This window comes from Alkalihalophilus pseudofirmus OF4 (assembly GCF_000005825.2).
GTDB classification, from domain to species: domain Bacteria; phylum Bacillota; class Bacilli; order Bacillales; family Bacillaceae_D; genus Alkalihalophilus; species Alkalihalophilus pseudofirmus.
Genome location: NC_013791.2, coordinates 3,082,811 through 3,105,301, shown reverse-complemented (window position 1 = coordinate 3,105,301; position 22,491 = coordinate 3,082,811). Strand labels below are relative to the sequence as shown.

Genomic DNA, 22,491 nt, shown 5'->3' with positions numbered 1-22,491 from the left:
TGATTCTACTAGTATTATTTTGGTGCTCGAAATAATGCTCGCGTTACACGTTAGAAGAAGGAGGGCGCTTTTATGCCTAAGGCTCTTTGGCTGTTAGTAGTGGCGATGGTGATTAATGTGACGGGGGCTTCTTTTTTATGGCCGCTAAATGCGATTATCATCCACCAAGAATTAGGACGCTCATTAACAGCAGCTGGATTTATATTAATGCTTAATGCTTTTGCCGGGGTGATCGGCAACCTTATCGGCGGAAGATTATTCGATAAAATAGGTGCCTACCGGACAATGATTTTATCTATTATTATTACAACCATAAGTGCTACGATATTGGCCTTTTTTCATAGCTATTACTTTTATATGTTTTTATTAATGGGGCTTGGATTTGGTTCTGGAATGATGTTTCCAGCGATGTATGCCTTAGGTGGAAGTCTATGGCCTGAAGGGGGAAGAAAGCCGTTTAATGCCATGTACGTCGCGCAAAATGTAGGAGTAGCGCTTGGAACAGCATTGGTAGGGATCGTTGCTTCTATTCAATTAACCTATGTGTTTAGCGCGAATGCTTTGATGTATGCTTTTCTGCTCGTATTTGTAGTTTTTGCATTTAGAGGGATGAAGGCGAAAACAGCTGACGCCAATGCTGTGAATGTATTTGAACAAAAGACTTCTCTCCGAAGCAATTACCGGCTTCATTCATTACTTTTGCTATCCGTTGCCTTTTTTATCTGCTGGGTTGCCTACACGCAGTGGCAGGCTAATGTGTCTGTTCATACGCAATCTCTGGGTATTTCCTTGCAGCAATATAGTTTATTTTGGACAGTGAACGGTCTAATGATCGTTTTTGCACAGCCTGTGGTCTCATGGCTGATTAAAAGGGGTAAGATGTCCTTAAAAGGTCAAATGATAGTAGGTGTCATTATTTTTATGGCTTCTTATATCGTGCTGTCTGAAGCAACAATCTTCAGCGGATTTTTAGCTGCGATGATTATCTTGACGTTTGGTGAAATGTTTGTATGGCCGGCTGTACCGACGATAGCAAATGATTTAGCTCCGAAGGGAAAAGAGGGGTTCTATCAAGGGATTGTCAACAGTGTGTCTACTGGAGGGAAAATGATCGGACCATTACTCGGAGGAATGTTAGTGGATTTCTATTCAATGACAATTCTCATTTATGTGCTCTTAGTTATGTTTGGAATAGCAATCGTGTTTCTTATGAAATATGACACCCCTATTATTAAGAGAAACATGTCCTTAGAAAAAGAAGAGATGAACCTGCCGAGTTAAATCGGAATATAGTGTTGTTAAAGCTTGACATCGAACGATTCACTTCATACAATACTAATTAAGTTCATATTAAGACGTTTAGAAGGAGTAGTAATGATATCTGGGAAATAAGAGAGCAGACGGCTGCTGAAAGTCTGCCAGAAGGATATGATGAACTCGCCTTTTAGTTTTGAGAGTGAAAAATGTAGTAATTCTCAACGGGTCACGTCCGTTAAGCGTGCTGAGCGAACAAGTAATGTTACTTGTTAATTTGGGTGGTACCGCGGGAATAACACAACTCTCGTCCCTGACTATTGTTAGGGGCGGGAGTTTTTTGTTTCTTAAAATCATTAGCGATTTAAAATCTTGTGATTTCAATTTAACCCTAATCGTTCGATTGAAAATGAGGTTGCGTGGCAATCATGAATAGATAGCTCAAGCAGGCAGGATGACAACAATACGTATAAACTCGAAGGAGGAAAAGATATGTCGTTTTCACATTTAGACATTGAAAAAAAGTGGCAAAAGCATTGGGAAGAAAATAAAACGTTCAAAACTACAGAAGAGGCAGATAAGCCAAAGTTTTATGCTTTAGATATGTTTCCATTCCCATCAGGAGCTGGCCTGCATGTTGGTCACCCAGAAGGCTATACGGCAACAGATATTCTATCACGTATGAAAAGAATGCAAGGGTATAATGTGCTTCATCCAATGGGCTGGGATGCATTTGGACTTCCAGCAGAGCAATATGCACTAGACACAGGAAACGATCCAGCTGAATTCACGCTGAAAAATATTGATACGTTCCGCCGTCAAATTAAGTCACTTGGTTTCTCTTATGATTGGGACCGAGAAGTGAATACGATTGACCCTGATTATTATAAGTGGACACAATGGATTTTCTTAAAGCTTTATGAAAAAGGGTTGGCTTACATTGATGAAGTAGCTGTAAACTGGTGCCCTGCACTTGGAACAGTACTTGCAAATGAAGAAGTTATTGACGGGAAAAGTGAGCGCGGGGGGCACCCTGTAGAACGTCGTCCCATGAAACAATGGATGTTGAAAATTACAGCTTATGCTGACCGCTTGTTAGAAGACCTTGATGAGCTTGATTGGTCAGAAAGCATCAAAGATATGCAGCGCAACTGGATCGGCCGTTCAGAAGGGGCTGAGGTTACATTTAAAGTAGACGGACACGACGCGGAGAAAGTTGATGTATTCACGACTCGGCCGGATACATTATTTGGCGCAACTTATATGGTGCTTGCTCCTGAACATAAGCTGGTAGATGTAATTACAACAGCAGAACAACAAGAAGCTGTCGAGAAGTATAAAAAACAAGTGGCATTAAAGAGTGATTTAGAGCGTACAGAGCTTTCTAAAGAAAAGACGGGCGTATTTACAGGTGCATTTGCTGTAAACCCTGCCAACGGTAAACGTATTCCGATCTGGATTGCTGATTACGTACTTGTAAGCTACGGTACTGGAGCAATTATGGCTGTTCCGGCTCATGATGAGCGTGATTATGAGTTCGCTAAGACGTTTGACCTTGAAATTATTGAAGTAGTAGCTGGCGGAGACGTTCTAAAAGAGGCTTATACAGGTGACGGGGAGCATGTAAATTCTGACTTCCTTAACGGTCTTGATAAAGAATCTGCTATTACAAATATGATTGAATGGCTTGAAGCGAATCATTACGGAACGAAAAAAGTAACGTACCGTCTACGTGACTGGTTATTCAGCCGTCAGCGTTACTGGGGTGAGCCAATTCCTATGATTCACTGGGAAGACGGTTCAATGACACCGGTCGCTTATGAAGAACTGCCATTAACTTTGCCAAAAATGGATGAGATCAAGCCGTCTGATACAGGAGAATCACCGCTTGCTAACCACAAAGAATGGCTTGAAGTGACAGATCCTAAAACGGGCATGAAGGGCAGACGCGAAACAAACACAATGCCTAACTGGGCAGGAAGCTGCTGGTATTATCTTCGCTACATCGATCCAAACAACAGCGAAGCCTTAGCAGATCCTGAAAAATTAAAGCAATGGCTGCCTGTAGATATTTATATTGGCGGAGCAGAGCATGCGGTTCTTCACTTGTTGTATGCACGCTTCTGGCACAAGTTCCTTTATGACCTTGGAGTTGTGCCAACGAAAGAGCCGTTCCAAAAGCTTTATAACCAAGGAATGATTCTTGGTGAAAACAATGAGAAGATGAGTAAATCAAAAGGAAACGTAGTTAATCCTGATGATATCGTTCTAAGCCATGGTGCAGATACCCTGCGTTTATACGAGATGTTCATGGGACCTCTTGATGCATCGATCGCTTGGTCTACAAACGGCTTAGACGGAGCACGCAGATTCTTAGATCGTGTATGGCGTCTATTTATCGATGAAAAGACAAACGAGCTGAACCCTGCAATCACAGATACAAAAGGGACAGATGAATTTATCCGTACGTATCACCAAACGGTCAAAAAAGTGACGGAAGACTTTGCAGCGCTTCGCTTTAACGTTGGAATTTCTCAAATGATGGTGTTCATCAATGATGCCTACAAACAAGAGAAGCTTCCACGTGAGTTAATGGAAGGCTTTGTTAAGCTTCTAGCGCCACTCGCTCCTCACATTGCAGAAGAGCTTTGGCAGAAGTTCGGACACAACGAAACCATCACATATGCTGAGTGGCCAACATACGAAGAATCACTTCTTGTTGAAAATGAAGTAGAAGTAGTTGTTCAAATTAACGGTAAAGTACGTGCAAAGCTTGTAATTCCAGCAGATGCATCACGCGATCAAATGGAAGAAATCGCAAAGAATGACGACAAAGTTCAAGAAGCAATCGGCGGCAAAACGGTAAGAAAAATTATCGCCGTCCCAGGTAAGCTGGTTAATATCGTAGTGAGCTAAAAGGAAAAGTGAAAGCGACTGTTCTGGCTGAAGTCGCTCAGCTGGCTGCTAAACCGTAATTGTACGTTTTCAAGCAGTTTATGCGTCGGTAAGAACACTAATTACGCTCGTTCCACACGTATATGCGTCATTGCCGAATGTTATTGCACTTTTCTAAGGTAATTGCGTCGGTTCAACTGAGATATGCGTCGATGCCAGATGGTTATGTATGATCTCAGCATATAATTACGCCGGTTCACAAATGAGAGAAAAAGGAGCTGTCCACAAGGGCAGCTCCTCTTTTCTTTTATCATTAAATGAATGAATATTCAATCACATATTATATCCACATAAATTTGTTAATAAAGAAAGCGTTATCAACAAATTTTCAGAAAATACTAACAGACTGTGTATAACTTGTGGATAAAAAATGAGTTATGCACAGTCTGTTGAAATCCAAACGGACAAATATTGGTTTATTAAGGGGAGTGATCTGTGGAATTGTGAATAACTTAAATTCCCCTATAATGAGCTGACTAGCTCTCCTGCTGCTTTTCCAGCCGTGTAGCCAGTAGAGAAGGCGCAGGTAATATTATATCCTCCTGTATATCCATGAATATCTAATACTTCTCCGCAGAAGAAGAGACCTTGCTTCTTCTTAGACTGCATCGTTTTCGGTTCTACTTCTTTAACAGAAACGCCTCCGCCTGTAACAAACGCTTTTTCTATAGAGAGCGTACCATTTGCTTTAAAAGAAAAGGCCTTACAGAAGCCGGCGATCTCACGTAAGCGGTCATGTGAAAAAGTGTTAGCTGCCTGAGTACTATCTAGGTCCAGCTGCTCGAACATAAATAAAAGAAAGCGTTCAGGTACAAAGCCTTTTAATAAGTTCTTTAAGGATTTTTTTGGTTCCTCTTTGACGCGTTTCACTAAATTTTGAAAGAGCATTTCTTTATTAGTGGCAGGAAAAAGGTCAATTTGCATTTCAATGGTCTTAACGGAAAATTTCTTTAATGCTTTAACCACATACTGGCTGCAGCGAAGAGCAGCCGGACCGGAAATTCCAAAGTGAGTAAAGATCATATCACCGTCATGAGTTTTGATCACTTTTCCTTTCGGGTTGATAACAGAGAGATGAATGTCTCTAAGGGACAAGCCTTGGAGCTGCTTTTGCTTAATAAAGCGCTCATTTGATGTGATCGGAACTTCTGTAGGATAGAGTTCTGTAATCGTATGTCCAGCTTCCTCTGCCCACGGATATGCATCACCTGTACTGCCGGTATGAGGTACTGATTTCCCGCCTGTAGCGACGATAACAGCATCAGCCTCGAGAGTTTCACCATTTTGTAATTGAACGGAGTGGACTTTCTCCTCGTTAAATTGAAGGGATTTTACTCCTGTATTTGTTCGGATATTGACATTCAATGCATGGACACGATTTAGAAGAGTAGAGACAACGGTCGTTGCTTTATCATTAACCGGAAACATTCTGCCCCGGTCTTCTTCTTTTAACTCGATACCAAGCCCTTCAAAGAAGGTAATAATGTCTTCATTATTAAAGACAGAAAACGGACTGTGCATAAACCTACCATTTCCAGGGATGTGAGCAATTAATTCCTGCAAGTCCATTCTGTTTGTCACATTGCAGCGGCCGCCTCCTGAAATAGCCAGCTTTCGACCAAGTTTATTTCCTTTATCAAGAAGTGTTACATTTGCGCCGTGTTCCGCTGCAGCAATAGAAGCCATTAGCCCGGCTGGACCGCCGCCAATGACAATTACGTGTTTATTCATTTATATCACCTTATTTATCTTCATTTGATTGTTTTAGAGTAGCATCTTTTATAGGCAAAAGGAAGTTTGTCCTGATATATCGCACATTTTAATGAGTGTAAGCTTTATCTCAAATGCAGTTATTTCTCGATTAGACTTTTTTATATAATTACTAAATATTTAGTGTGTCTCTATGCTACAATGCTTACTAGTGTTAAATATCATTTCTAGAAGTGAAAAATAGAGGTCGTTTGTTACGAAGTGTTCTAGTAAAAGTAGGAGGAAAAGATGGCTGATCAAAAATTAATGCGTGGCACAATGGTTTTAACGGCTGCGACGCTTATCTCGAAGATCCTTGGTTTTGTCTATATTGTTCCGTTTTCTGCATTAGTAGGACAAGTAGGTCTTGCTTTATATGGATACGGATATGCACAATATGTAGTCATATTAAGTTTAGCTACACTCGGTGTTCCTTTAGCCGTATCAAAGTTTGTTTCTAAATATCATTCACTAGGAGATTATGAAACCGGTCATCGATTATTCAAATCTGGCTTATTATTTATGTCTATTACAGGGTTTCTAGCGTTTCTGACGCTGTTTCTTTTGGCGCCTGTCTTGGCACCTAGTATTCTTCCTGTGGAAAAGCCTGGCGGTAACACTCAAGCAGATGTTATTTTTACCATCCGTATGGTCAGTGTTGCGCTGATCATTGTCCCGGTGATGGCTGTTATTCGAGGGTATTTCCAAGGGTTTCAATCCATGGGGCCGACGAGTGTGTCACAAGTAGTTGAACAGATTGTTCGTATTTCTTTTATCCTTGCAATGGCCTTTATAATTGTAGGGGTTGGCGATGGCGGTATCGGTTTAGCCGTCGGATTTGCTACATTCGGCGCCTTTGTCGGGGGGCTTGGCGGTCTTGCGGTTCTTTTATATTATTGGTTTAAACGAAGAAAACATATTTTAAAGCAAGTAGAAGAAAGTACGATAAGGCATGACTTAACTCTTCCTCAAATGTATAAGGAGCTGATTGCTTATGCACTGCCTTTATCATTTGTTGGCTTAGCCATTCCTTTGTTTCAGTATGTTGATTTATTCACCGTAAATAACGCTCTTTCTGGTACTTCCTATGAAGCAGTTTCAGAGGCGTTCTTTGGTGCGCTAAACCAATCTGTTCATAAGATTGTGCTTATACCGATGGCTTTAGCAACGGCATTGTCTATTACATTAGTGCCGACGATTACAAAGTCTTTTACTTCCGGTGATCACGCTGCCTTGCAGCGTCAAATCACTCAGACGTATCAGATTATTTTATTTATCTCTGTGCCAGCTGCAGTAGGGATGGCGGCACTTGCTTACCCAGTTTTTGCTTCTCTTTATGGACTTGAAGATTTAGCGATTGGCGGAATGGTTTTACAATATTATGGACCTATGACGCTGCTATTCTCGCTATTTGCTGTAACAGCTGCGATTCTGCAAGGGATGAATCGTCAAAAGCAAGCAGTCTTATCTCTTGTAGCAGCTCTATTAGTTAAATTAGCTTTAAATTATTTGATGCTCCTTCTAATGGGGCCTGCTGGAGCAATTGTATCGACTTATGCCGGCTATCTAGTAGGGATTATGATTAATGTGTGGGCTATTGGCCGCTATGCGCAATTTGATTACTCCTCCATTTTCAAACGATTCCTTCTTGTATTAATGTTTTCAGGTGTCATGGCAGGAGCCGTCGTATTAGGGATTAATGGACTTCAATCGTTTATGCCTCTTGATACAAGATTGAACAGCTTTATTCTTATGTTCATAGGTGTTGGGATCGGTGCACTTGTTTATGGGTATTTTGTATACCGATCTGGTCTTGCAGAAAAAGTATTAGGCCACCGTTTTCGCTTTCTAAAACGAAAAAAGGCCGCCAAAGAAAATAGTTAGAGGAATAGGTGTGAGAAGCTGATTGCCGTGGCAGTCAGCTTTTTCAATTTTTATCTTAAATTAATGGTCTTTTACTGGTCTTTCTTTTTTTGCGTAATCATGTAAAATATTGAAGGATATGATGAATCTTGTCTAAACGCCGTTATTTCGACAAGTGTTGGCAACGAAAGCCCCTTTTTCTAATTTCAGTCGTTTGATATAATGAATCAAGCTAGAACAGTCATGGAAAAAAATAAAGACTGAACAAGTTGGGGGACCGGATGAAATATTCATTTATTAAAGATAATGATTGGGTTCTTATCATTACAACGTTCCTATTAGCTGGGTTCGGTCTGTTAATGGTATTTAGCTCAAGTTATGTATTGGCGATTGATAAGTTTAATAATCCTTATCATTTTATTACAAGACAAGCTGTGTGGTTCTTGCTTGCCATACCAGCTTTTTTATTCTTCATGCACTTTCCATACCGGCTATACAGAAAGCTTGCCATCGTTATTGTCGGGCTTATGGTAGTATCCTTAATCCTTGTTAAAACCCCATTAGGTCATGAAGTAGGTGGGGCCCAGCGCTGGATTCGTATTGGTCCGCTTAATTTGCAGCCCTCAGAATTTGTGAAAATCGGAATTGTCATTTACCTTGCACATGTCTATTCCAAAAAACAAGTGTATATTGATCAGTTTATCAAAGGGGTTCTTCCGCCGCTCGTTGTGGTTGCGGTTATTTTTGGACTGATTATGCTTCAGCCAGACCTAGGTACTGCTACATCGATTTTAATGGTTTCTTTATTAATTGTTTTCTTTTCAGGGGCTAGGTTTAGACATTTATTAGGATTGGGGCTTGTGGGAGGCGGACTGTTTGCGACCCTCGCTATTACAGAGCCTTACCGAATAAGGCGTCTTACTTCTTTTACAGATCCATTTTCCGATCAATTCGGCGATGGACTTCAACTCGTTAATTCCTACATAGCCATTGCTCATGGGGGATTAACAGGTACGGGACTTGGACAAAGTGTACAAAAGCTTCTATACTTACCTGAGGCACATACTGATTTTATTTTAGCGATTGTCTCAGAAGAATTAGGTTTTTTAGGCGTTATTTTCGTATTAGCATGTCATGGGTTAATTTTGTTCCGTGGTGTTATTATTGGAACTCGCTGTAAAAGTCCATTTGGAAGTTTGATGGCATTTGGAATTGTGTTCCAAATTGCTATTCAAGTTATTTTTAATGTGGGAGCAGTATCAGGACTCTTGCCTATTACAGGAATTCCGCTTCCACTCGTTAGTAACGGGGGATCTTCGTTGCTTGTTACATTAGTATCAATAGCGATACTTGCAAATATATCTAGAAATAACATCCGGCAAAAGCGGCTGAACCAGCATGAAGATGAACCGTTGACTGCCTAAGTGCGTATAGGTGTAGTTGTTTCGTTTGGAGGAGACAATGGAAGAACGTAAAACAAATTTGCAACAAATTGATTATACATTGCTTTTTCTCTTGTTTGTGTTGATGTGTTTTAGTCTGCTGGCTATCTATAGCGGATCTGGGCAGTATTTCAGCAGTGACCCTACCTTATTCTTAAGAAGGCAGGTCATATTCTTTGTTGCTGGAACTCTCATTATGGCGCTTGTGATGGTAATGGATTACGATTTATTTAAAAACTTTTCGATTCCGCTTTATGCGATCGGAATGATTGCACTGATGCTTGTTTCATTTACTCCGCTTGGGGTATTTAGAAACGGGTCAACTCGATGGTTAAACCTGGGCTTTGCACAGCCGCAGCCATCTGAATTTGTTAAGATTTTTGTTATTTTAGCTTTAGCCCATCTGCTGTACAAGATTACGACAGAGCGAAGGGAAAAAGACTTCAAATCAGATATGATTGTGGTGGCTAAAGTTCTAGCGGTAGGGCTGCCTCCATTCTTTCTCATACTTCAGCAGCCAGACCTAGGTACAGCACTTGTTATTGCAAGTATTATTGCTACAATGCTGTTAATGTCAGGTATTGCATGGAGGATTCTTGGCTTTTTAGGCTTATCTGCTGTCACGGGGATTATTTCCTTAGTCTGGCTCCACAATAATCATTTCGAAATATTTACTAAGATTATTGCACAGCATCAGCTCGAGAGAATTTATGGCTGGCTTGACCCAGAAGGATATGCGTCTGGCTACGGCTATCAGTTAACGCAGGCTATCCGTGGTATTGGTTCAGGTCAGCTTTATGGAAGCGGCTATCTACAAGGTGTGCAAACACAAAGTGATACAATACCAGAAATTCATACCGACTTTATCTTTACCGTTATCGGTGAGGAGTTTGGTTTTATAGGAGCTACTGTTTTACTTGTTACGTATTTCTTGATTTTTTATCGCATGATTATCATTGCGCTGACATGTAATAATTTATATGGAACGTATTTAGTAGCTGGTGTGATTGGATTACTTGTGTTCCAAGTGTTCCAAAACATCGCGATGACAATCGGATTAATGCCGATTACAGGTCTTGCTCTTCCGTTTATCAGTTACGGTGGTAGTTCGCTTATAACGAATATGCTGGCCGTTGGAATTGTTTTAAATGTTGGAATGCGAACCCGTCACTACATGTTCCAAACCGAAGAGATTGCTTCATAAGAGCTGTTAATCACCCGATTGCAGTTCTTTTATTATTTAAACAGGAGGGGTCAAAATGGTTATTATCATAGGCTCAGGACGTCTAAGTAAAGCGTTGCTCTCTCAAATAAAACATGACCAAGTTGGAGTGTACGGAAGAAATCAGAAGACAGTAAGGGAGCTCACAAGTCAGTACCCATTTGCAGTCCCAGTTAAAAAAGAAGAACTTAAGAAGGCAGAAATGATGCTCGTTTGTCTTCCTAAGAATGCCTATGAGGAATTCTTTACAGAGCATATCCATCACTTAGATGAAGATGTCATTATTTTTCATTTTGCTACTGCCTTATTAGAAAAAGATGTGATGCCGTTAGTAAAGGGAAGAACATTGCTTCCTTGTAAACTAGTTGGGCATGCGGCACAATTGCTGAAGGATAAGGATGGTTTATTAGCGATTCCGCCTGAATGCGGACACTTTAAAGAGAAAGTTCAAACACTCTTTCCAGCTCTCAGGGTGGAGCTGGTGAGTGAAGAGGATGTACTGGCTGCGAATAAACTAGCTACAAAAGAAACCTTAAAAATGCTCATACAAATTGAAACTAAAGCCAAAGAGATGAAGCTTTCAAATCAGGTAATAAAACAGATACAAAAGCAAATTGCACCTGGTGTGGTTCGAGGGTACCTAAACAATGACCTGGGTGGATTTGCAAAGTCTATTATTGATGAATTGAAATCGAATAGTTAAAATCCATCATAAAGTAATCGATAGAAAGGTGAAGAGGATGAGGCTAGATAAATTGCTTTCGAACATGGGATATGGTTCACGAAAAGAAGTGAAAAAAGTTCTTAAAAGCGGCAGTGTACGAATTAATGAAAAGGTGATAAAAGATGGCTCATATAAAGTAGACCCTGATCAATCCGATGTGACAGTCCATGGCGAACTGGTAGAATATAAGCCGTATGTTTACCTAATGTTAAATAAACCGCAAGGCGTCATTTCTGCTACGGAAGACAACCATCATAAAACCGTTATAGACCTGTTAGATGAATCGTATCTCTTATATGATCCATTCCCGGTTGGCAGGCTCGATAAAGATACGGAAGGAATGCTGCTTCTTACAAATGACGGGAAATTTTCTCACTCTTTGATGTCACCCAAGAAACATGTCAAAAAAACGTATTATGCTAAAGTAAAAGGAACCGTAACAGAAGAGGACATTGGTTTATTTAAAAAGGGAGTAACCCTTGATGATGGATACGTAACAAAACCTGCGGATTTAACCATCATTACCGCAGGTGAGCAATCGGAGGTCGAATTAACGATTACTGAAGGAAAGTTTCATCAAGTAAAAAGAATGTTTGAAGCAGTAGACAAGAAAGTGACGTTTTTAAAGCGCATATCAATAGGTGGCTTGAAACTTGATCCAAGTTTAGAAAAGGGCATGGTCCGGGAGTTGACTGAAGAAGATAAGCTGGCCTTGTTTGAAGAACTAATTTGAAGAACTAAAATAAAGAGAAGAAATCAAAGAACAAAATCAAAGCCACAAAAAGACGAAAGGATCTGCTCCTTTCGTCTTTTTGTGGCTTTAAGTATTATACATGTTCTCATAGAAGTCGTTATCAATTCGTAAGGTAGTGTCCAGCATACAGCAATTTCAAGTTAAAGAAACTATGAAACGCGTGTTTTTCTGTCTGTTACGCTCCATTTTCCTCTTGAAGGACTGCTAACAAGATTATTGTACTCTAGTACATTCAAGTCACGCTGGATGGTGCGTTGGGTAATCCCGAATTCTTCAACCAATTCAGTCGTCGTGACGGTCCCCCTTTGTTTGATGTAGAGGTAAATGGATTTAATACGGGTCAGCATACGATCAGTTGAAGTTTTCAAAAAACCACTCCTTATTCATAATCATGACCTAGTCCTATAGCACATTCTATGCTTCTTTAAACATATATATGCAGGACTACAGCGGATCACTTACCGTCAGAGGGGGATGAGATGTAGATGCGTTCTTATTTTCTGGCTCTTGACTGCCAGCTAAGAGTGAGAAATGATTTCTCGTCTTAACGTAATAAGAGCATTACACAAATCTTGGTTGTAGTGGGTCATTTGATTTTTATCTTATAGCAAGGTAATGTTGATATTGGTTCGTGATAGTGATTTAGAAACACATGATCACATCGAACCCTCCAGACACCTATATTCTATAATAATTCTTGAAATTTAGCAAAGGTTTTGCTTGACTATTGTTCATGTATGTAAAGGAGAATCGGAAAAATGAAGATTAATTGGCTCAACGAAGTAGAAAAAAGAAAAGATCAGTTAATAAATGAAACTCAAGAATTTCTGCGTATTAACAGTGTTTTAGATGAGTCGACGGCATCAGCAGGCCAGCCGTTTGGTAAGGGAATTGCAAACGCATTGCAACATATGTTAACAGAAGGTGAAGATCGTGGTTTTTCTGTTAAGAATCTTGATGGGTATGCGGGGTATGTAGAACATGGCTCTGGAAAAGAGAGTGTAGGTATATTATGTCATCTCGATGTGGTGCCGGCAGGAACGGGGTGGACAAGCCCGCCATTTGCTGCAGAGATTCGGGAAGAGAAACTGTTTGCTAGAGGGGCAATAGATAACAAAGGTCCAACAATGGCAGCTTTTTTTGCCTTAGCCTTAGTAAAAGAATTAAATGTAGAGTTGTCAAAGCGTGTTCGGATTATTTTCGGGACGGATGAGGAAAGCAACTGGAGATGTGTAGAGCATTATTTTGAGCATGAAGAAATGCCGACAATCGGCTTCGCACCTGATGCTGATTTTCCCATTATCCATGCAGAAAAGGGAATTATGGATGTAGAACTTAAATTCTCCGAAAAAGATTCAGACGGAGAGGTTAAACTAGAAACATTTAAGTCAGGCGAACGTTTAAATATGGTGCCAGAATCTGCAGAAGTGAAGTTGAAGGGGAACGAGGAACACCTAGCCTCTATTATCGCTTCATTTTCCGCATTTCTAGAAGAAAAAACGTTTGAAGGTTCCTTTGACCATACGAAGGAAACCCTCGTTTTATCTATTCTTGGGAAATCTGCACATGGCTCTACACCAGAGAGAGGAATAAATGCAAGCCTTTACTTAGCAGAGTTTTTGCACTCGCTTCAGTTAACTAAACTTCCGGCCTTTATTTCGCTGTTAGGCGAGAAATGTCAAGGAGACTTCTATGGTCAAACGCTCGGTATAAACGTAGAGGATGAAGTATCTGGTCCGTTAACTGTGAATGTTGGTAAAGTATCTTACAAGCGGGGATCTAGTGCTGGAGTTGGATTAAATATCAGGTATCCCGTGACGGCTGATGGAGACAAGATTATTCATGCGTTAAAGCAGGCAGCAAGTGATAATCAAGCCGAGATAAAGGTGATTGATCATATGACACCAAGCTATGTAGAGGGAGACCACCCTCTAATTAAAACGCTTCAAGGAGTGTATGAACGCCAAACAGGTGAGAAAGCCGGTTTACTTGCGATCGGAGGAGGAACCTATGCTCGTTCTCTTGATGTCGGCGTAGCCTTTGGGCCGATGTTTCCTGGAAGAGAAGATGTTGCCCATCAAAAGGATGAGTACATTTTAATAGATGACTTAATTAAAGCAGCAGCTATTTATGCTGAGGCTATTTATGAGCTTGCTAAATAATAAAAGCGGAGAGATCATTAATCTCTCCGCTTTTTCTTATTGATCGTTAAACTCGAATAAGTCAGTAGATAAATAACGCTCACCCGTATCACAAGCAATCGCTACAACCACATCCTCAGGTGATAAGCGTTTAGCTACTTCTAGCGCTGCAAAGCAAGCAGCACCTGAAGATGGACCGACTAGAATCCCTTCTTGTTGGGCAAGTTCTCGTGTAACGCGGTAAGCATCCTCATCTTCAATTTTCAAGATTTCATCATACACTTGCTCATTAAGGATAGGAGGGATAAATCCAGGACTTGTACCGACTAATTTATGAGGTCCTGGCTTGCCTCCAGATAAGACTGGTGAACCTGCAGGCTCTACTACATGAATAGAGGCCTCTGGGTAGAAACGTTTTAGTTCTTCACCTGTCCCAGTAATCGTACCTCCTGTACCTGATGCAGCTACAAAAGCAGATAATGATTCATCTACACTATCAAGCGCGGTTTTAATTTCTACAGCTGTTGTTTTGCGGTGTGCATCTGAGTTTGCTTCATTTTCAAACTGCATAGGCATGTAACTATTTGGTATTTCTTTAACTAATTCATGAGCTTTTTCAATGGCACCTGGCATTTTCTTATCGCCTTCTGTCAGTACTACCTCTGCACCGTAGGCTTTTAGTAAATTAATTCGCTCTTGTGACATCGTGTCAGGCATGACTAAAATCGCACGGTATCCTTTAGCTGCGGCATTCATCGCTAAGCCAATACCTGTATTTCCGCTTGTTGGCTCAATGATGGTTGAGCCTTCCTTTAAATGACCTTGTTTCTCGGCTTCTATAATCATATTGTATGCAGCACGGTCTTTAACACTTCCGCTAGGGTTCATCATTTCCATTTTGAGATAAACTTTGGCACCGCCTGGAGCTGGGATGCGATTTAACTTTACAAGTGGCGTTTGACCAATTAATTCTGCCATATTATTAACTACTCTCATCATTCCACATCCAATCCTGATTTCTATACGTATAGTTTATCACAGCTGTGTTTTGATTTCCTATTAACAAGATAGGAAAAGATGATAAATAAATGTTTTACTTATATTCATTCTTTCTTTTGATACAATATCATTTATAAGAGTACCCCAAAAGACAGTTCCATAAAAGGAGTTATTAGGATGAAAAAGGCGGTCTTAGTATGAACGAACAACATTATTTTCTGTCAGTGCCAGTTAGCGCGGAAATTAAAGAACTGTATAGTAAGCACTTAGCTGATTTGAAAAAACAATATCCATTTAAACAATGGCCTCATCCAGAGGATCTGCATATTACGCTCGTATTTCTAGGGGCTGTATCAACGAAGAAAAGGCAAGAATTGATTGAACAGATAAATCAGACCCTCAACTCAAGCGGGCTCTCTAGCTTTACTTTAAGAATAGGCGGGCTAAACACATTCGGTAATGAACGGTCACCGCGCATTCTTTGGGCAGATGTTCAGGGCAATCTAGAAAAGCTTCATAAACTCCAAAGAGAAATAAATGGTGTATGTCAAAATTTAGACCTGCGTACAGACAACAGACCGTACCGTCCACATATGACTATTGCTAAAAAATGGGTTGGACAAATGGAATTTTTATTGTCAGATGATCCATTTACTGAATCCTTTGTAGAGTGGGATATACCGTATTTTCAGCTAATTGAAATCCACCCGAAGCAAAGTCCAAAATATAAAGAAATTCAACGTTTTAATTTAGGAGGTGAATAGCCGGATGAAGGTAGTCTCTTTTATGCAAGTACTCATACATATCGCTATTTTATATGGGTTTTATAGGTTAGGGGTATGGATTCAGCAAGCTTTATCATTGTCCATCCCTGGAAGTATTATAGGCATGCTTTTATTATTTATCTTGCTCGTAACAAAAATCATTCCAGTTACAAGAATTGAAAAGGGGACAACCTTTTTAATACGCCATATGCCGTTGCTTTTTATTCCTGTAACCGTAGGAGTGATGGAATATATTGATGTCTTCCGCGGTAAAGGCTCCTTATTAATTGTCATTACACTAATAAGCACAATCTTGGTGTTTGGGATCGCAGGACTGGTTAGTCAATGGTGTATACATAAAATGGAGAGTAATCGACTGCAGCCTAATAGAAAGGAGTATAGTGATGAATGAATGGAGTATAACGATCATCATGCTTGCCTTAACGATTATCATATATGGATTTGCCAAAACCTTTTATAAACGTCTTTCTCATCCATTTACATTGCCAATTTTGACGTCTACCCTATCTATTATTCTGTTATTACTTCTATTAGATATAGATTATCACTTGTACAAAGAGGGAAGCAGATGGTTAGATGAGTTACTAGGTGCTGCAGTTGTTGCTCTTGCTTATCCATTATACAAGCAGCTGCCTATGCTTAAACGGTTTATTCTCCCAATTCTTTTAAGTATTACAGTAGGTGCGTTTATCGGCGTTTTCAGCGGAGTGCTGCTATCTAGATGGCTAGGGATTGATTCTTCCATCATCGGGGCCCTTGCTCCCAAGTCTATTACCACACCGGTTGCGATGGAGATTGCTTATAATCTTGGCAGCGCTGCCCCTTTAGCTGCCGTTTTTGTCATGATAGCAGGTATAGGAGGGGCTGTGTTATCCCCTTTTTTATATAAATGGTTTAACATTACTCACCCGATCAGTAGAGGAATAGGAATGGGTTGTGCGTCCCATGCTATTGGAACGGCAAAGGCATTTGAAAATGGGGAACTAGATGGTGCCGCCAGTTCTATTGCGATGACTGTTAGTGCCATAGTAGTAGCATTAATCATTACGGTATTCTTCTAACAGGTAATCATGTAAATGTTTGGGTGAATCGTGGAAAAAAAGGGGAGTCTTGGCCTATTCATTCTAATTTTGCAGAAGGTATGGTACTATTTCTTTATTAGAATAGGTTCACCCAAGAGTCGGGGGGATAACGATGTCACATTTAATTAAACTAGAAGACTATGTTTCAAGGTATCAATCAGATCTTCACAGATACCCTAGTCAGTTTACTAGAATGAAGAAAGAACGATGGGAATTTCTGAAAACTGAATGGGAGCGTCTTCAACAGGCAGACCATACTAACATCGAGCAGTCTCAGGATGAGGTATTAATAGAAAAAGAAGGCAGCTTTTTCAGTCAAGCTGTTAGAAAGATGAAAAGCTGGAAAGCAAAGCGCAGCCAATCAAATATAGAAGAGTTAGATGTGGAGGAAGAAAAGGAAAAGATGGACCCTTCTCTTAGTCTTGAGCAAGTAAAAGAAAGGTTTTTACAGGAATTATTTCATTCACAACTAAGATGGGCAAGTTCTTCCTTACTTGAAGAATCCTCCCTCCACCCTCGGTATAAAAGAGATGAGGTCCTTCGTTTTTTTACTCAGCATCTGCCAGATAATTTCTTTGTGATGTACAGGCCCGTTTTCTATATTAAGAAAGCTCCTATTGAGTTGGATATTATTTTGATTACACCTAATGAAGTAATATGCGTGGCCCTTCTAGATGGACATGAACATAGTATATTTGAAGCGAGCTCAGAACGGTTTTGGACAGAGTATATCGACCAAACGAAAAAAAAGCGAATTAGTCCATTGCTCTCATTATCGAGAATGAGCGGTGTGATTAAACCGATCTTAGAGGCTGAAGAGTTAAGCATACCCATTCGAAAGGTAGTCTTGTCTCCGAATGGATTGATTGACGGCCACCTTACAGGTAAGAAAGTCGAATTCATTGATCAGCGTAACAAAGCAGATTGGCATTACAAGCTTGCAAAAAATCCTTCTCCAATAAAACATCAGCAATTAAAAGCAGCTGAAGTTCTCCTAGGATATACACATACGATGGCGTTTCAAAGAATGGAAAATCATGAGACTTAACTGAAGATTACAAATAACGGATCGAGATTGAATTTAAAAGAAGAAATCCGTATAATAGGTAAGGATGTTAAACGTTCCCTATGCAAGGCATAGGGATTTTATTTGTGCATTTGATTAGCTGATATAATCGTCTTTAATCATACGGCGGTTTACTAAAACAGTCACGTGAAGTCGTAATAGTTGAGAAGGAGGGTGCCCATGCAGATAGTACCGAAAATTGATGATTATGCTTGGCAAGTCCGGCGTGTGCCAGATTGGACGGGTCAGACAGAAATTATGATAGAAATTATAGGAGCTGAAGGTTGTGTCAGCTTTGGGTATTCGGTAAAAGAGGCAAAGCGTGGATTAAAGGAAGCTCTTTTGCTTTGGATCAAGATGTACGGTGAACTAGCCTTGCCAGAAGCTCGTGAGGGAGCCCATCTGATTTATATAGAACCTGAAATGAGCAAAGAAGAAGAAGATTACATTAACGTAGAACTCAAAAAACTACAATAAAAATCGATCCTAGATCTAGGATCGATTTTTATTTGGCCTTTTAAAGTACGGGTAATAGGCGGCTTCATTTTTCAAAAGAAGCAAAGAACGCTTCTCATTGCTTCCCCTCATTTTACCGCATGCCAGCCCAGTCGCCTTCGCTTTTCTGTCTAGCTTCATGACATTGCCCTTCGAGAAACTTTTGTTAATCAAACGAAGTCAAAAATCAACTTCTTTTTGCTTCCCCTAAGTTTTCGAATGCCAGATCATGTCATTCCGCTTTTCTGTCTAGCTGCAGGGTTCAGATAATCGGATGCTTCGCTTCGCCAAACGAAGCCAAAAGCGCTTCTAATTGTCCAAGCTCCACCCTCCTCATATCTAACCGAACCCCTCTGCTTTTCTTCTTTAAAAGACGACGGTTTTGTTTCCGTAGACGATGACTTGGTCGTTTGTGTGCCATTCTACGGCTCTGGCTAACGCAATTCTTTCTACATTTCTTCCTGCTACACGTAGTTCCTGAGTAGAGTAGCGGTGGTTAACACGAAGAACATCTTGTTCGATGATCGGACCTTCGTCTAAATCATCTGTAACATAGTGAGCTGTTGCTCCAATTAATTTAACCCCGCGTTCGAATGCTTTCGCGTATGGATTAGCTCCAATAAAGGCAGGTAAGAATGAATGGTGGATATTAATGATTCGATAAGGAAATGATTCTACGAATGTTGGTGAAAGGATTTGCATATAGCGTGCTAATACAATGAAATCCACATCATGCTGTTTCAGTAAATTAATCACTTCCTGCTCAGCCTCTTCTTTTGTATCACGAGTTACAGGTACATGATAAAAAGGAATTCCATAGCTTTCCACAACTTGTTTATTAGTAGGGTGGTTGCTTATTATTAATGGAATATCCACTTGTAATTCACCTGAACGCCATCTCCATAAAAGTTCTAATAAGCAGTGATCCTCTTTGGAAACTAAAATGGCCATGCGTTTTTTTCTCGCCGCAAGTTCCATTTTCCACTCAAAGTCCAATTTATCGGCTAATGTATGAAATTCTTTTTTAAACCGAAGGAAATCAGGGCTTGAATTTCCCAGATCAAATTCAATTCTCATGAAAAACATACCGCCTTCAGGGTCTGTTGAAAATTGATCAGATTGAACAATATTCGCATCATATTGATGAAGGAATGTTGACACTGCTGATACAATGCCAGGTTTATCCTGACATGAAATAAGTAAACGTGCTCTGTTTGGATGTTGACTCATTGACTAAAATCCTCCGTTCGGCTCTTCGATTATAACGATTTTCGTTAGCTCTTTTAGACAAGCTTAGTTTATACCAAATAGCCATGCTTATCTATATGATATCCCAATTAAGTTAAGCTATAATGACAATCGTCGGCTGCATTCCTTTTAGGTACTTTCAATATTGAAGCAAATCCACAATACTTCTGTCAATTGTCTTTTTACATTCTTCTTAAATGTAATCGATATCATGAGATTTCTGTAAGTTTTACTTGTTTATTAAAGTTATGACGGGAGAGAATCAGGAAGATAAAGAGTGAAGGTGATTGACTGTAAACGAGCTTTTTTGATACTATTGAAATCAATTCTTAAAGAATACTATAATTTATTAGCGTAGCAGAGTTGCCTACTAAAACTCTGCTTATTTTGTGTAAAGTAGCTAATACAGCATGTGACACTGGGTTTCGATTGTTATTTTAATTATTATTTAATGAAATTGATTGAATTTTTGATAGGTAAATACGACAAAATACGCTATACTAAGAAGATAATGCAGTAAGGTGAAAAGAAAGTTAATGGAAATTGAGGGTGAATTGGTTGGAAATGTTTTTAGGAGATGGCTGGAAGGTGGAACCAGCTGGTGGAGCGACAGGTGAAGCATATATAGCCCAGCAAGGTGACCAGAAAGTATTTCTGAAACGCAATTCATCACCATTTCTTGCTGTTCTTTCTGCTGAAGGAATTGTTCCGAAGCTGCTATGGACTAAACGCTTAGAAAACGGTGATGTTGTAACGGCACAGCGTTGGGTAAAAGGCCGTGAGTTAAAAGCTTTTGAAATGAAAGAACGAAAAGTTGCGGAGCTTTTAGCTAAAATTCACGGGTCGAGCGAGCTGCTTGATATGTTTAAGCGAATAGGAAATGAACCTTTATCGCCAGAAGTCATTGTAGATAACCTGCGTGTTCAGCTGCAATTAAATCAAGTAGAAGACGATATCATTGAAACAGGGATGGCTTTTTTAGCATCTCAATTAAATGATGTCTCGTATGATCATTATGTGGTATGTCATTGTGATATTAACCATAACAACTGGATTCAAGATGAGGAAGAGCAGCTATATTTAATTGATTGGGATGGTGCAACGGTTGCTGACCCGGCTCTTGATCTAGGATTATTACTCTACTCTTATATCCCGCCTGAAGAATGGGAAGACTGGATTAAAGAGTATGGATTGTTGCTCGGAGAATCATTGCGTGAGAGGATGCATTGGTATGTCGTTTCTCAAACGATCTCAGTTATTCTTTGGCATTATGAGCGTAAACAATTTACTGAAGTAGATAAATTTAAAGAATACCTCCATTCCTTATTAGTTGAGGATTATAAAGAATAACGAAGGTGCAAAATCACATAATAAAAAGGCTGATCCACAGGGAGCAGCCTTTTTTATATGCAAATGCTGTCAAAGCCGGGGAATGATGAAAGAGGAAATAATTATTTGTAGTTATTTCCTGGGGAATGTCCCGTATTGCTGTCGAACGTTATCTGATTCATACCAGTTAACCATTGTTCGACATTCTCTTGTAAAAAAGGTTCATGATTCAATTGATGCTGCTCGCTAATTTCACCAATAATCTGCTTAATCGATTGATCTACAGAAGGGTCATTGCTTAAGGATTGAAGCAAGCGGGTAATTTGAGAAGCTTCGTCATCAGTCATATAATGCTCGTCTGCTTGATTCTTTAAAATGTCACAAAGTAAGCCGATTTTGTGTTGATTTGAAATGGGCATACAATCACTCTCCACTTTTTCTGACGGCTGTGTTCCAACTGTTAATTTGCAGCCTTTATATATAGAGTGTACATCTGGTCGTGTATGTATTCAGAACAGAAATCGCAGAAATATAAAAAATTCCAAAATAGAAGTGCTCATATACATTGCTGACTATAAAGGTTATAATACATGATTGAGTTGAAGAAATGGAGGAGTGATTACGGTGCGTTTACGTCACAAGCCGTGGGCAAGAGAAGAGATGGACAAATATCCATCCATTGTTATTCAGAACCCGCACGAAAATAAAAATAAATGGCATGAATGGTTTGGCAACGACAAGCCGCTATATGTGGAAGTAGGAACAGGAAAAGGTCAATTCTTAACAGGAATGGGTGAGTTACACCCTAATGTTAATTTCATTGGGGTGGAGAAGTATGACAGTGTCTTAATTTCTGCGATGGAAAAAGTTCGCGATACTGAGCAGGAAAATGTTGTATTTTTAAATGAAGATGTAGAGAATTTATTGGATTTCTTTGGTGAAGGCGAGATTGATCGTTTATTTATAAACTTTACAGATCCTTGGCCTAAAAATAAGCATGCCAAGCGTCGTCTTACACATGGGAATTTCCTAACTCTATATAAGAAAGTGTTAAAAGAAGATGGAGAGATTCACTTTAAAACCGATAATCAAGGGTTATTTGAATATTCCCTTCATAGTATGTCCACTTTTGGAATGGCTTTTAATCAAGTTAGCTTAGACCTCCATAAAAGTTCAATGGAGGGAAATGTGATGACTGAATACGAGGAAAAATTCTCGCAAAAAGGAATGCGCATTTATCGTCTAGAAGCACATTTTAATAACAAATAAACTCTTCGAATGAAGAGTTTTTTGTTGTTTGCATATCAAGTTTAGGGCCTCTAATTTTATGAAGAGAACGAGGGGAAATAAGGGAATAAAGAGTCTGCCAGAAGACTATAAATT

At 39.7% G+C, this 22,491-nt stretch carries 20 protein-coding genes and 1 other annotated feature; of the genes, 15 read left to right on the top strand and 5 right to left on the bottom strand.

Features of this window, described 5'->3' with window-relative positions; all coding sequences use genetic code 11:
- Nucleotides 1–72: 72 nt before the first annotated feature.
- Both BPOF4_RS15570 and leuS read left to right on the top strand, forming a co-directional pair.
- Complete coding sequence (locus BPOF4_RS15570) at nt 73–1,281, top strand: MDR family MFS transporter (protein WP_012960156.1); 1,209 nt, start codon at nt 73–75, stop codon at nt 1,279–1,281.
- A 68-nt stretch (nt 1,282–1,349) separates the two neighbouring features.
- Nucleotides 1,350–1,572: a binding site (T-box leader), on the top strand.
- Between the two features lie 174 nt (nt 1,573–1,746).
- Nucleotides 1,747–4,170: a leucine--tRNA ligase gene (gene leuS / locus BPOF4_RS15565; protein ID WP_012960155.1), complete on the top strand. Its 2,424-nt coding sequence runs from the start codon at nt 1,747–1,749 to the stop codon at nt 4,168–4,170.
- Between the two features lie 501 nt (nt 4,171–4,671).
- Here leuS and BPOF4_RS15560 read toward each other — a convergent pair.
- The gene (locus BPOF4_RS15560) at nt 4,672–5,940 is read right to left on the bottom strand and encodes a BaiN/RdsA family NAD(P)/FAD-dependent oxidoreductase (protein WP_012960154.1); all 1,269 of its coding nucleotides are present in this window, start codon (nt 5,938–5,940) and stop codon (nt 4,672–4,674) included.
- A 267-nt stretch (nt 5,941–6,207) separates the two neighbouring features.
- Between BPOF4_RS15560 and BPOF4_RS15555 the strand changes: the two genes are divergently transcribed.
- From BPOF4_RS15555 to BPOF4_RS15535, 5 genes are all read left to right on the top strand, one after another.
- Nucleotides 6,208–7,842: a putative polysaccharide biosynthesis protein gene (locus tag BPOF4_RS15555; protein WP_012960153.1), complete on the top strand. Its 1,635-nt coding sequence runs from the start codon at nt 6,208–6,210 to the stop codon at nt 7,840–7,842.
- Nucleotides 7,843–8,102: 260 nt separating this feature from the next.
- On the top strand, nt 8,103–9,245 hold the full coding sequence (gene ftsW / locus BPOF4_RS15550) for a putative lipid II flippase FtsW (protein ID WP_012960152.1): 1,143 nt from the start codon (nt 8,103–8,105) through the stop codon (nt 9,243–9,245).
- 37 nt (nt 9,246–9,282) lie between these two features.
- The gene (gene rodA, locus BPOF4_RS15545; RefSeq protein WP_012960151.1) at nt 9,283–10,467 is read left to right on the top strand and encodes a rod shape-determining protein RodA; all 1,185 of its coding nucleotides are present in this window, start codon (nt 9,283–9,285) and stop codon (nt 10,465–10,467) included.
- A 55-nt stretch (nt 10,468–10,522) separates the two neighbouring features.
- Nucleotides 10,523–11,188, top strand: a complete 666-nt coding sequence (locus BPOF4_RS15540; RefSeq protein WP_012960150.1) for an NAD(P)-binding domain-containing protein — start codon at nt 10,523–10,525, stop codon at nt 11,186–11,188.
- A gap of 37 nt (nt 11,189–11,225) precedes the next feature.
- Complete coding sequence (locus BPOF4_RS15535; RefSeq protein WP_041822498.1) at nt 11,226–11,942, top strand: pseudouridine synthase; 717 nt, start codon at nt 11,226–11,228, stop codon at nt 11,940–11,942.
- A gap of 170 nt (nt 11,943–12,112) precedes the next feature.
- Here BPOF4_RS15535 and BPOF4_RS15530 read toward each other — a convergent pair whose 3' ends face one another.
- Nucleotides 12,113–12,331: a DeoR family transcriptional regulator gene (locus BPOF4_RS15530; RefSeq protein ID WP_012960148.1), complete on the bottom strand. Its 219-nt coding sequence runs from the start codon at nt 12,329–12,331 to the stop codon at nt 12,113–12,115.
- A gap of 390 nt (nt 12,332–12,721) precedes the next feature.
- Between BPOF4_RS15530 and pepV the strand changes: the two genes are divergently transcribed.
- Complete coding sequence (gene pepV, locus BPOF4_RS15525) at nt 12,722–14,125, top strand: dipeptidase PepV (protein ID WP_012960147.1); 1,404 nt, start codon at nt 12,722–12,724, stop codon at nt 14,123–14,125.
- Between the two features lie 36 nt (nt 14,126–14,161).
- Here pepV and cysK read toward each other — a convergent pair whose 3' ends face one another.
- Entirely contained in the window at nt 14,162–15,100 is a 939-nt protein-coding gene (gene cysK, locus BPOF4_RS15520; RefSeq protein ID WP_012960146.1) for a cysteine synthase A, read from the bottom strand.
- 200 nt (nt 15,101–15,300) lie between these two features.
- Here cysK and thpR point away from each other — a divergent pair, with 200 nt between their 5' ends.
- The 5 genes from thpR to BPOF4_RS15495 all read left to right on the top strand — a co-directional run bounded on the left by thpR (nt 15,301) and on the right by BPOF4_RS15495 (nt 18,513).
- Entirely contained in the window at nt 15,301–15,867 is a 567-nt protein-coding gene (gene thpR / locus BPOF4_RS15515) for an RNA 2',3'-cyclic phosphodiesterase (RefSeq protein ID WP_012960145.1), read from the top strand.
- Between the two features lie 4 nt (nt 15,868–15,871).
- Entirely contained in the window at nt 15,872–16,279 is a 408-nt protein-coding gene (locus BPOF4_RS15510; protein WP_012960144.1) for a CidA/LrgA family protein, read from the top strand.
- Nucleotides 16,272–16,949, top strand: coding sequence for an LrgB family protein (locus tag BPOF4_RS15505; protein WP_012960143.1), 678 nt, complete (start codon nt 16,272–16,274; stop codon nt 16,947–16,949). The genes BPOF4_RS15510 and BPOF4_RS15505 overlap by 8 nt, the downstream gene beginning before the upstream one ends.
- A 133-nt stretch (nt 16,950–17,082) precedes the next feature.
- Nucleotides 17,083–18,018 (top strand): NERD domain-containing protein, encoded by a 936-nt coding sequence (locus BPOF4_RS15500; protein WP_012960142.1) that lies wholly within the window; start codon nt 17,083–17,085, stop codon nt 18,016–18,018.
- Between the two features lie 198 nt (nt 18,019–18,216).
- Nucleotides 18,217–18,513 carry a hypothetical protein gene (locus tag BPOF4_RS15495; RefSeq protein ID WP_012960141.1) on the top strand — a complete coding sequence of 99 codons (297 nt, stop codon included), beginning with the start codon at nt 18,217–18,219 and terminating at the stop codon, nt 18,511–18,513.
- Between the two features lie 384 nt (nt 18,514–18,897).
- On the opposite strand, the gene purU is transcribed toward BPOF4_RS15495, so the two are convergent.
- Nucleotides 18,898–19,761: a formyltetrahydrofolate deformylase gene (gene purU / locus BPOF4_RS15490; protein ID WP_012960140.1), complete on the bottom strand. Its 864-nt coding sequence runs from the start codon at nt 19,759–19,761 to the stop codon at nt 18,898–18,900.
- A gap of 582 nt (nt 19,762–20,343) precedes the next feature.
- Between purU and BPOF4_RS15485 the strand changes: the two genes are divergently transcribed.
- Nucleotides 20,344–21,129, top strand: coding sequence for a phosphotransferase family protein (locus BPOF4_RS15485; RefSeq protein WP_180316890.1), 786 nt, complete (start codon nt 20,344–20,346; stop codon nt 21,127–21,129).
- A gap of 101 nt (nt 21,130–21,230) precedes the next feature.
- Here the strand turns inward: BPOF4_RS15485 and BPOF4_RS15480 are convergent, their stop codons facing one another.
- Complete coding sequence (locus BPOF4_RS15480; protein WP_012960138.1) at nt 21,231–21,527, bottom strand: YtzH-like family protein; 297 nt, start codon at nt 21,525–21,527, stop codon at nt 21,231–21,233.
- 205 nt (nt 21,528–21,732) lie between these two features.
- On the opposite strand from BPOF4_RS15480, the gene trmB reads away from it, so the two are divergent.
- Nucleotides 21,733–22,377: a tRNA (guanosine(46)-N7)-methyltransferase TrmB gene (gene trmB / locus BPOF4_RS15475; RefSeq protein ID WP_012960137.1), complete on the top strand. Its 645-nt coding sequence runs from the start codon at nt 21,733–21,735 to the stop codon at nt 22,375–22,377.
- The last annotated feature ends 114 nt before the right edge of the window (nt 22,378–22,491 follow it).

What these genes read in the sequence shown, in the direction of transcription:
- BPOF4_RS15570 (WP_012960156.1), top strand. Translation starts at nt 73, where the DNA reads ATGCCTAAGGCTCTTTGGCTGTTAGTAGTGGCGATGGTGATTAATGTG.
- leuS (WP_012960155.1), top strand. Translation starts at nt 1,747, where the DNA reads ATGTCGTTTTCACATTTAGACATTGAAAAAAAGTGGCAAAAGCATTGG.
- BPOF4_RS15560 (WP_012960154.1), bottom strand. Translation starts at nt 5,940, where the DNA reads ATGAATAAACACGTAATTGTCATTGGCGGCGGTCCAGCCGGGCTAATG.
- BPOF4_RS15555 (WP_012960153.1), top strand. Translation starts at nt 6,208, where the DNA reads ATGGCTGATCAAAAATTAATGCGTGGCACAATGGTTTTAACGGCTGCG.
- ftsW (WP_012960152.1), top strand. Translation starts at nt 8,103, where the DNA reads ATGAAATATTCATTTATTAAAGATAATGATTGGGTTCTTATCATTACA.
- rodA (WP_012960151.1), top strand. Translation starts at nt 9,283, where the DNA reads ATGGAAGAACGTAAAACAAATTTGCAACAAATTGATTATACATTGCTT.
- BPOF4_RS15540 (WP_012960150.1), top strand. Translation starts at nt 10,523, where the DNA reads ATGGTTATTATCATAGGCTCAGGACGTCTAAGTAAAGCGTTGCTCTCT.
- BPOF4_RS15535 (WP_041822498.1), top strand. Translation starts at nt 11,226, where the DNA reads ATGAGGCTAGATAAATTGCTTTCGAACATGGGATATGGTTCACGAAAA.
- pepV (WP_012960147.1), top strand. Translation starts at nt 12,722, where the DNA reads ATGAAGATTAATTGGCTCAACGAAGTAGAAAAAAGAAAAGATCAGTTA.
- cysK (WP_012960146.1), bottom strand. Translation starts at nt 15,100, where the DNA reads ATGAGAGTAGTTAATAATATGGCAGAATTAATTGGTCAAACGCCACTT.
- thpR (WP_012960145.1), top strand. Translation starts at nt 15,301, where the DNA reads ATGAACGAACAACATTATTTTCTGTCAGTGCCAGTTAGCGCGGAAATT.
- BPOF4_RS15510 (WP_012960144.1), top strand. Translation starts at nt 15,872, where the DNA reads ATGAAGGTAGTCTCTTTTATGCAAGTACTCATACATATCGCTATTTTA.
- BPOF4_RS15505 (WP_012960143.1), top strand. Translation starts at nt 16,272, where the DNA reads ATGAATGAATGGAGTATAACGATCATCATGCTTGCCTTAACGATTATC.
- BPOF4_RS15500 (WP_012960142.1), top strand. Translation starts at nt 17,083, where the DNA reads ATGTCACATTTAATTAAACTAGAAGACTATGTTTCAAGGTATCAATCA.
- BPOF4_RS15495 (WP_012960141.1), top strand. Translation starts at nt 18,217, where the DNA reads ATGCAGATAGTACCGAAAATTGATGATTATGCTTGGCAAGTCCGGCGT.
- purU (WP_012960140.1), bottom strand. Translation starts at nt 19,761, where the DNA reads ATGAGTCAACATCCAAACAGAGCACGTTTACTTATTTCATGTCAGGAT.
- BPOF4_RS15485 (WP_180316890.1), top strand. Translation starts at nt 20,344, where the DNA reads ATGTTTTTAGGAGATGGCTGGAAGGTGGAACCAGCTGGTGGAGCGACA.
- BPOF4_RS15480 (WP_012960138.1), bottom strand. Translation starts at nt 21,527, where the DNA reads ATGCCCATTTCAAATCAACACAAAATCGGCTTACTTTGTGACATTTTA.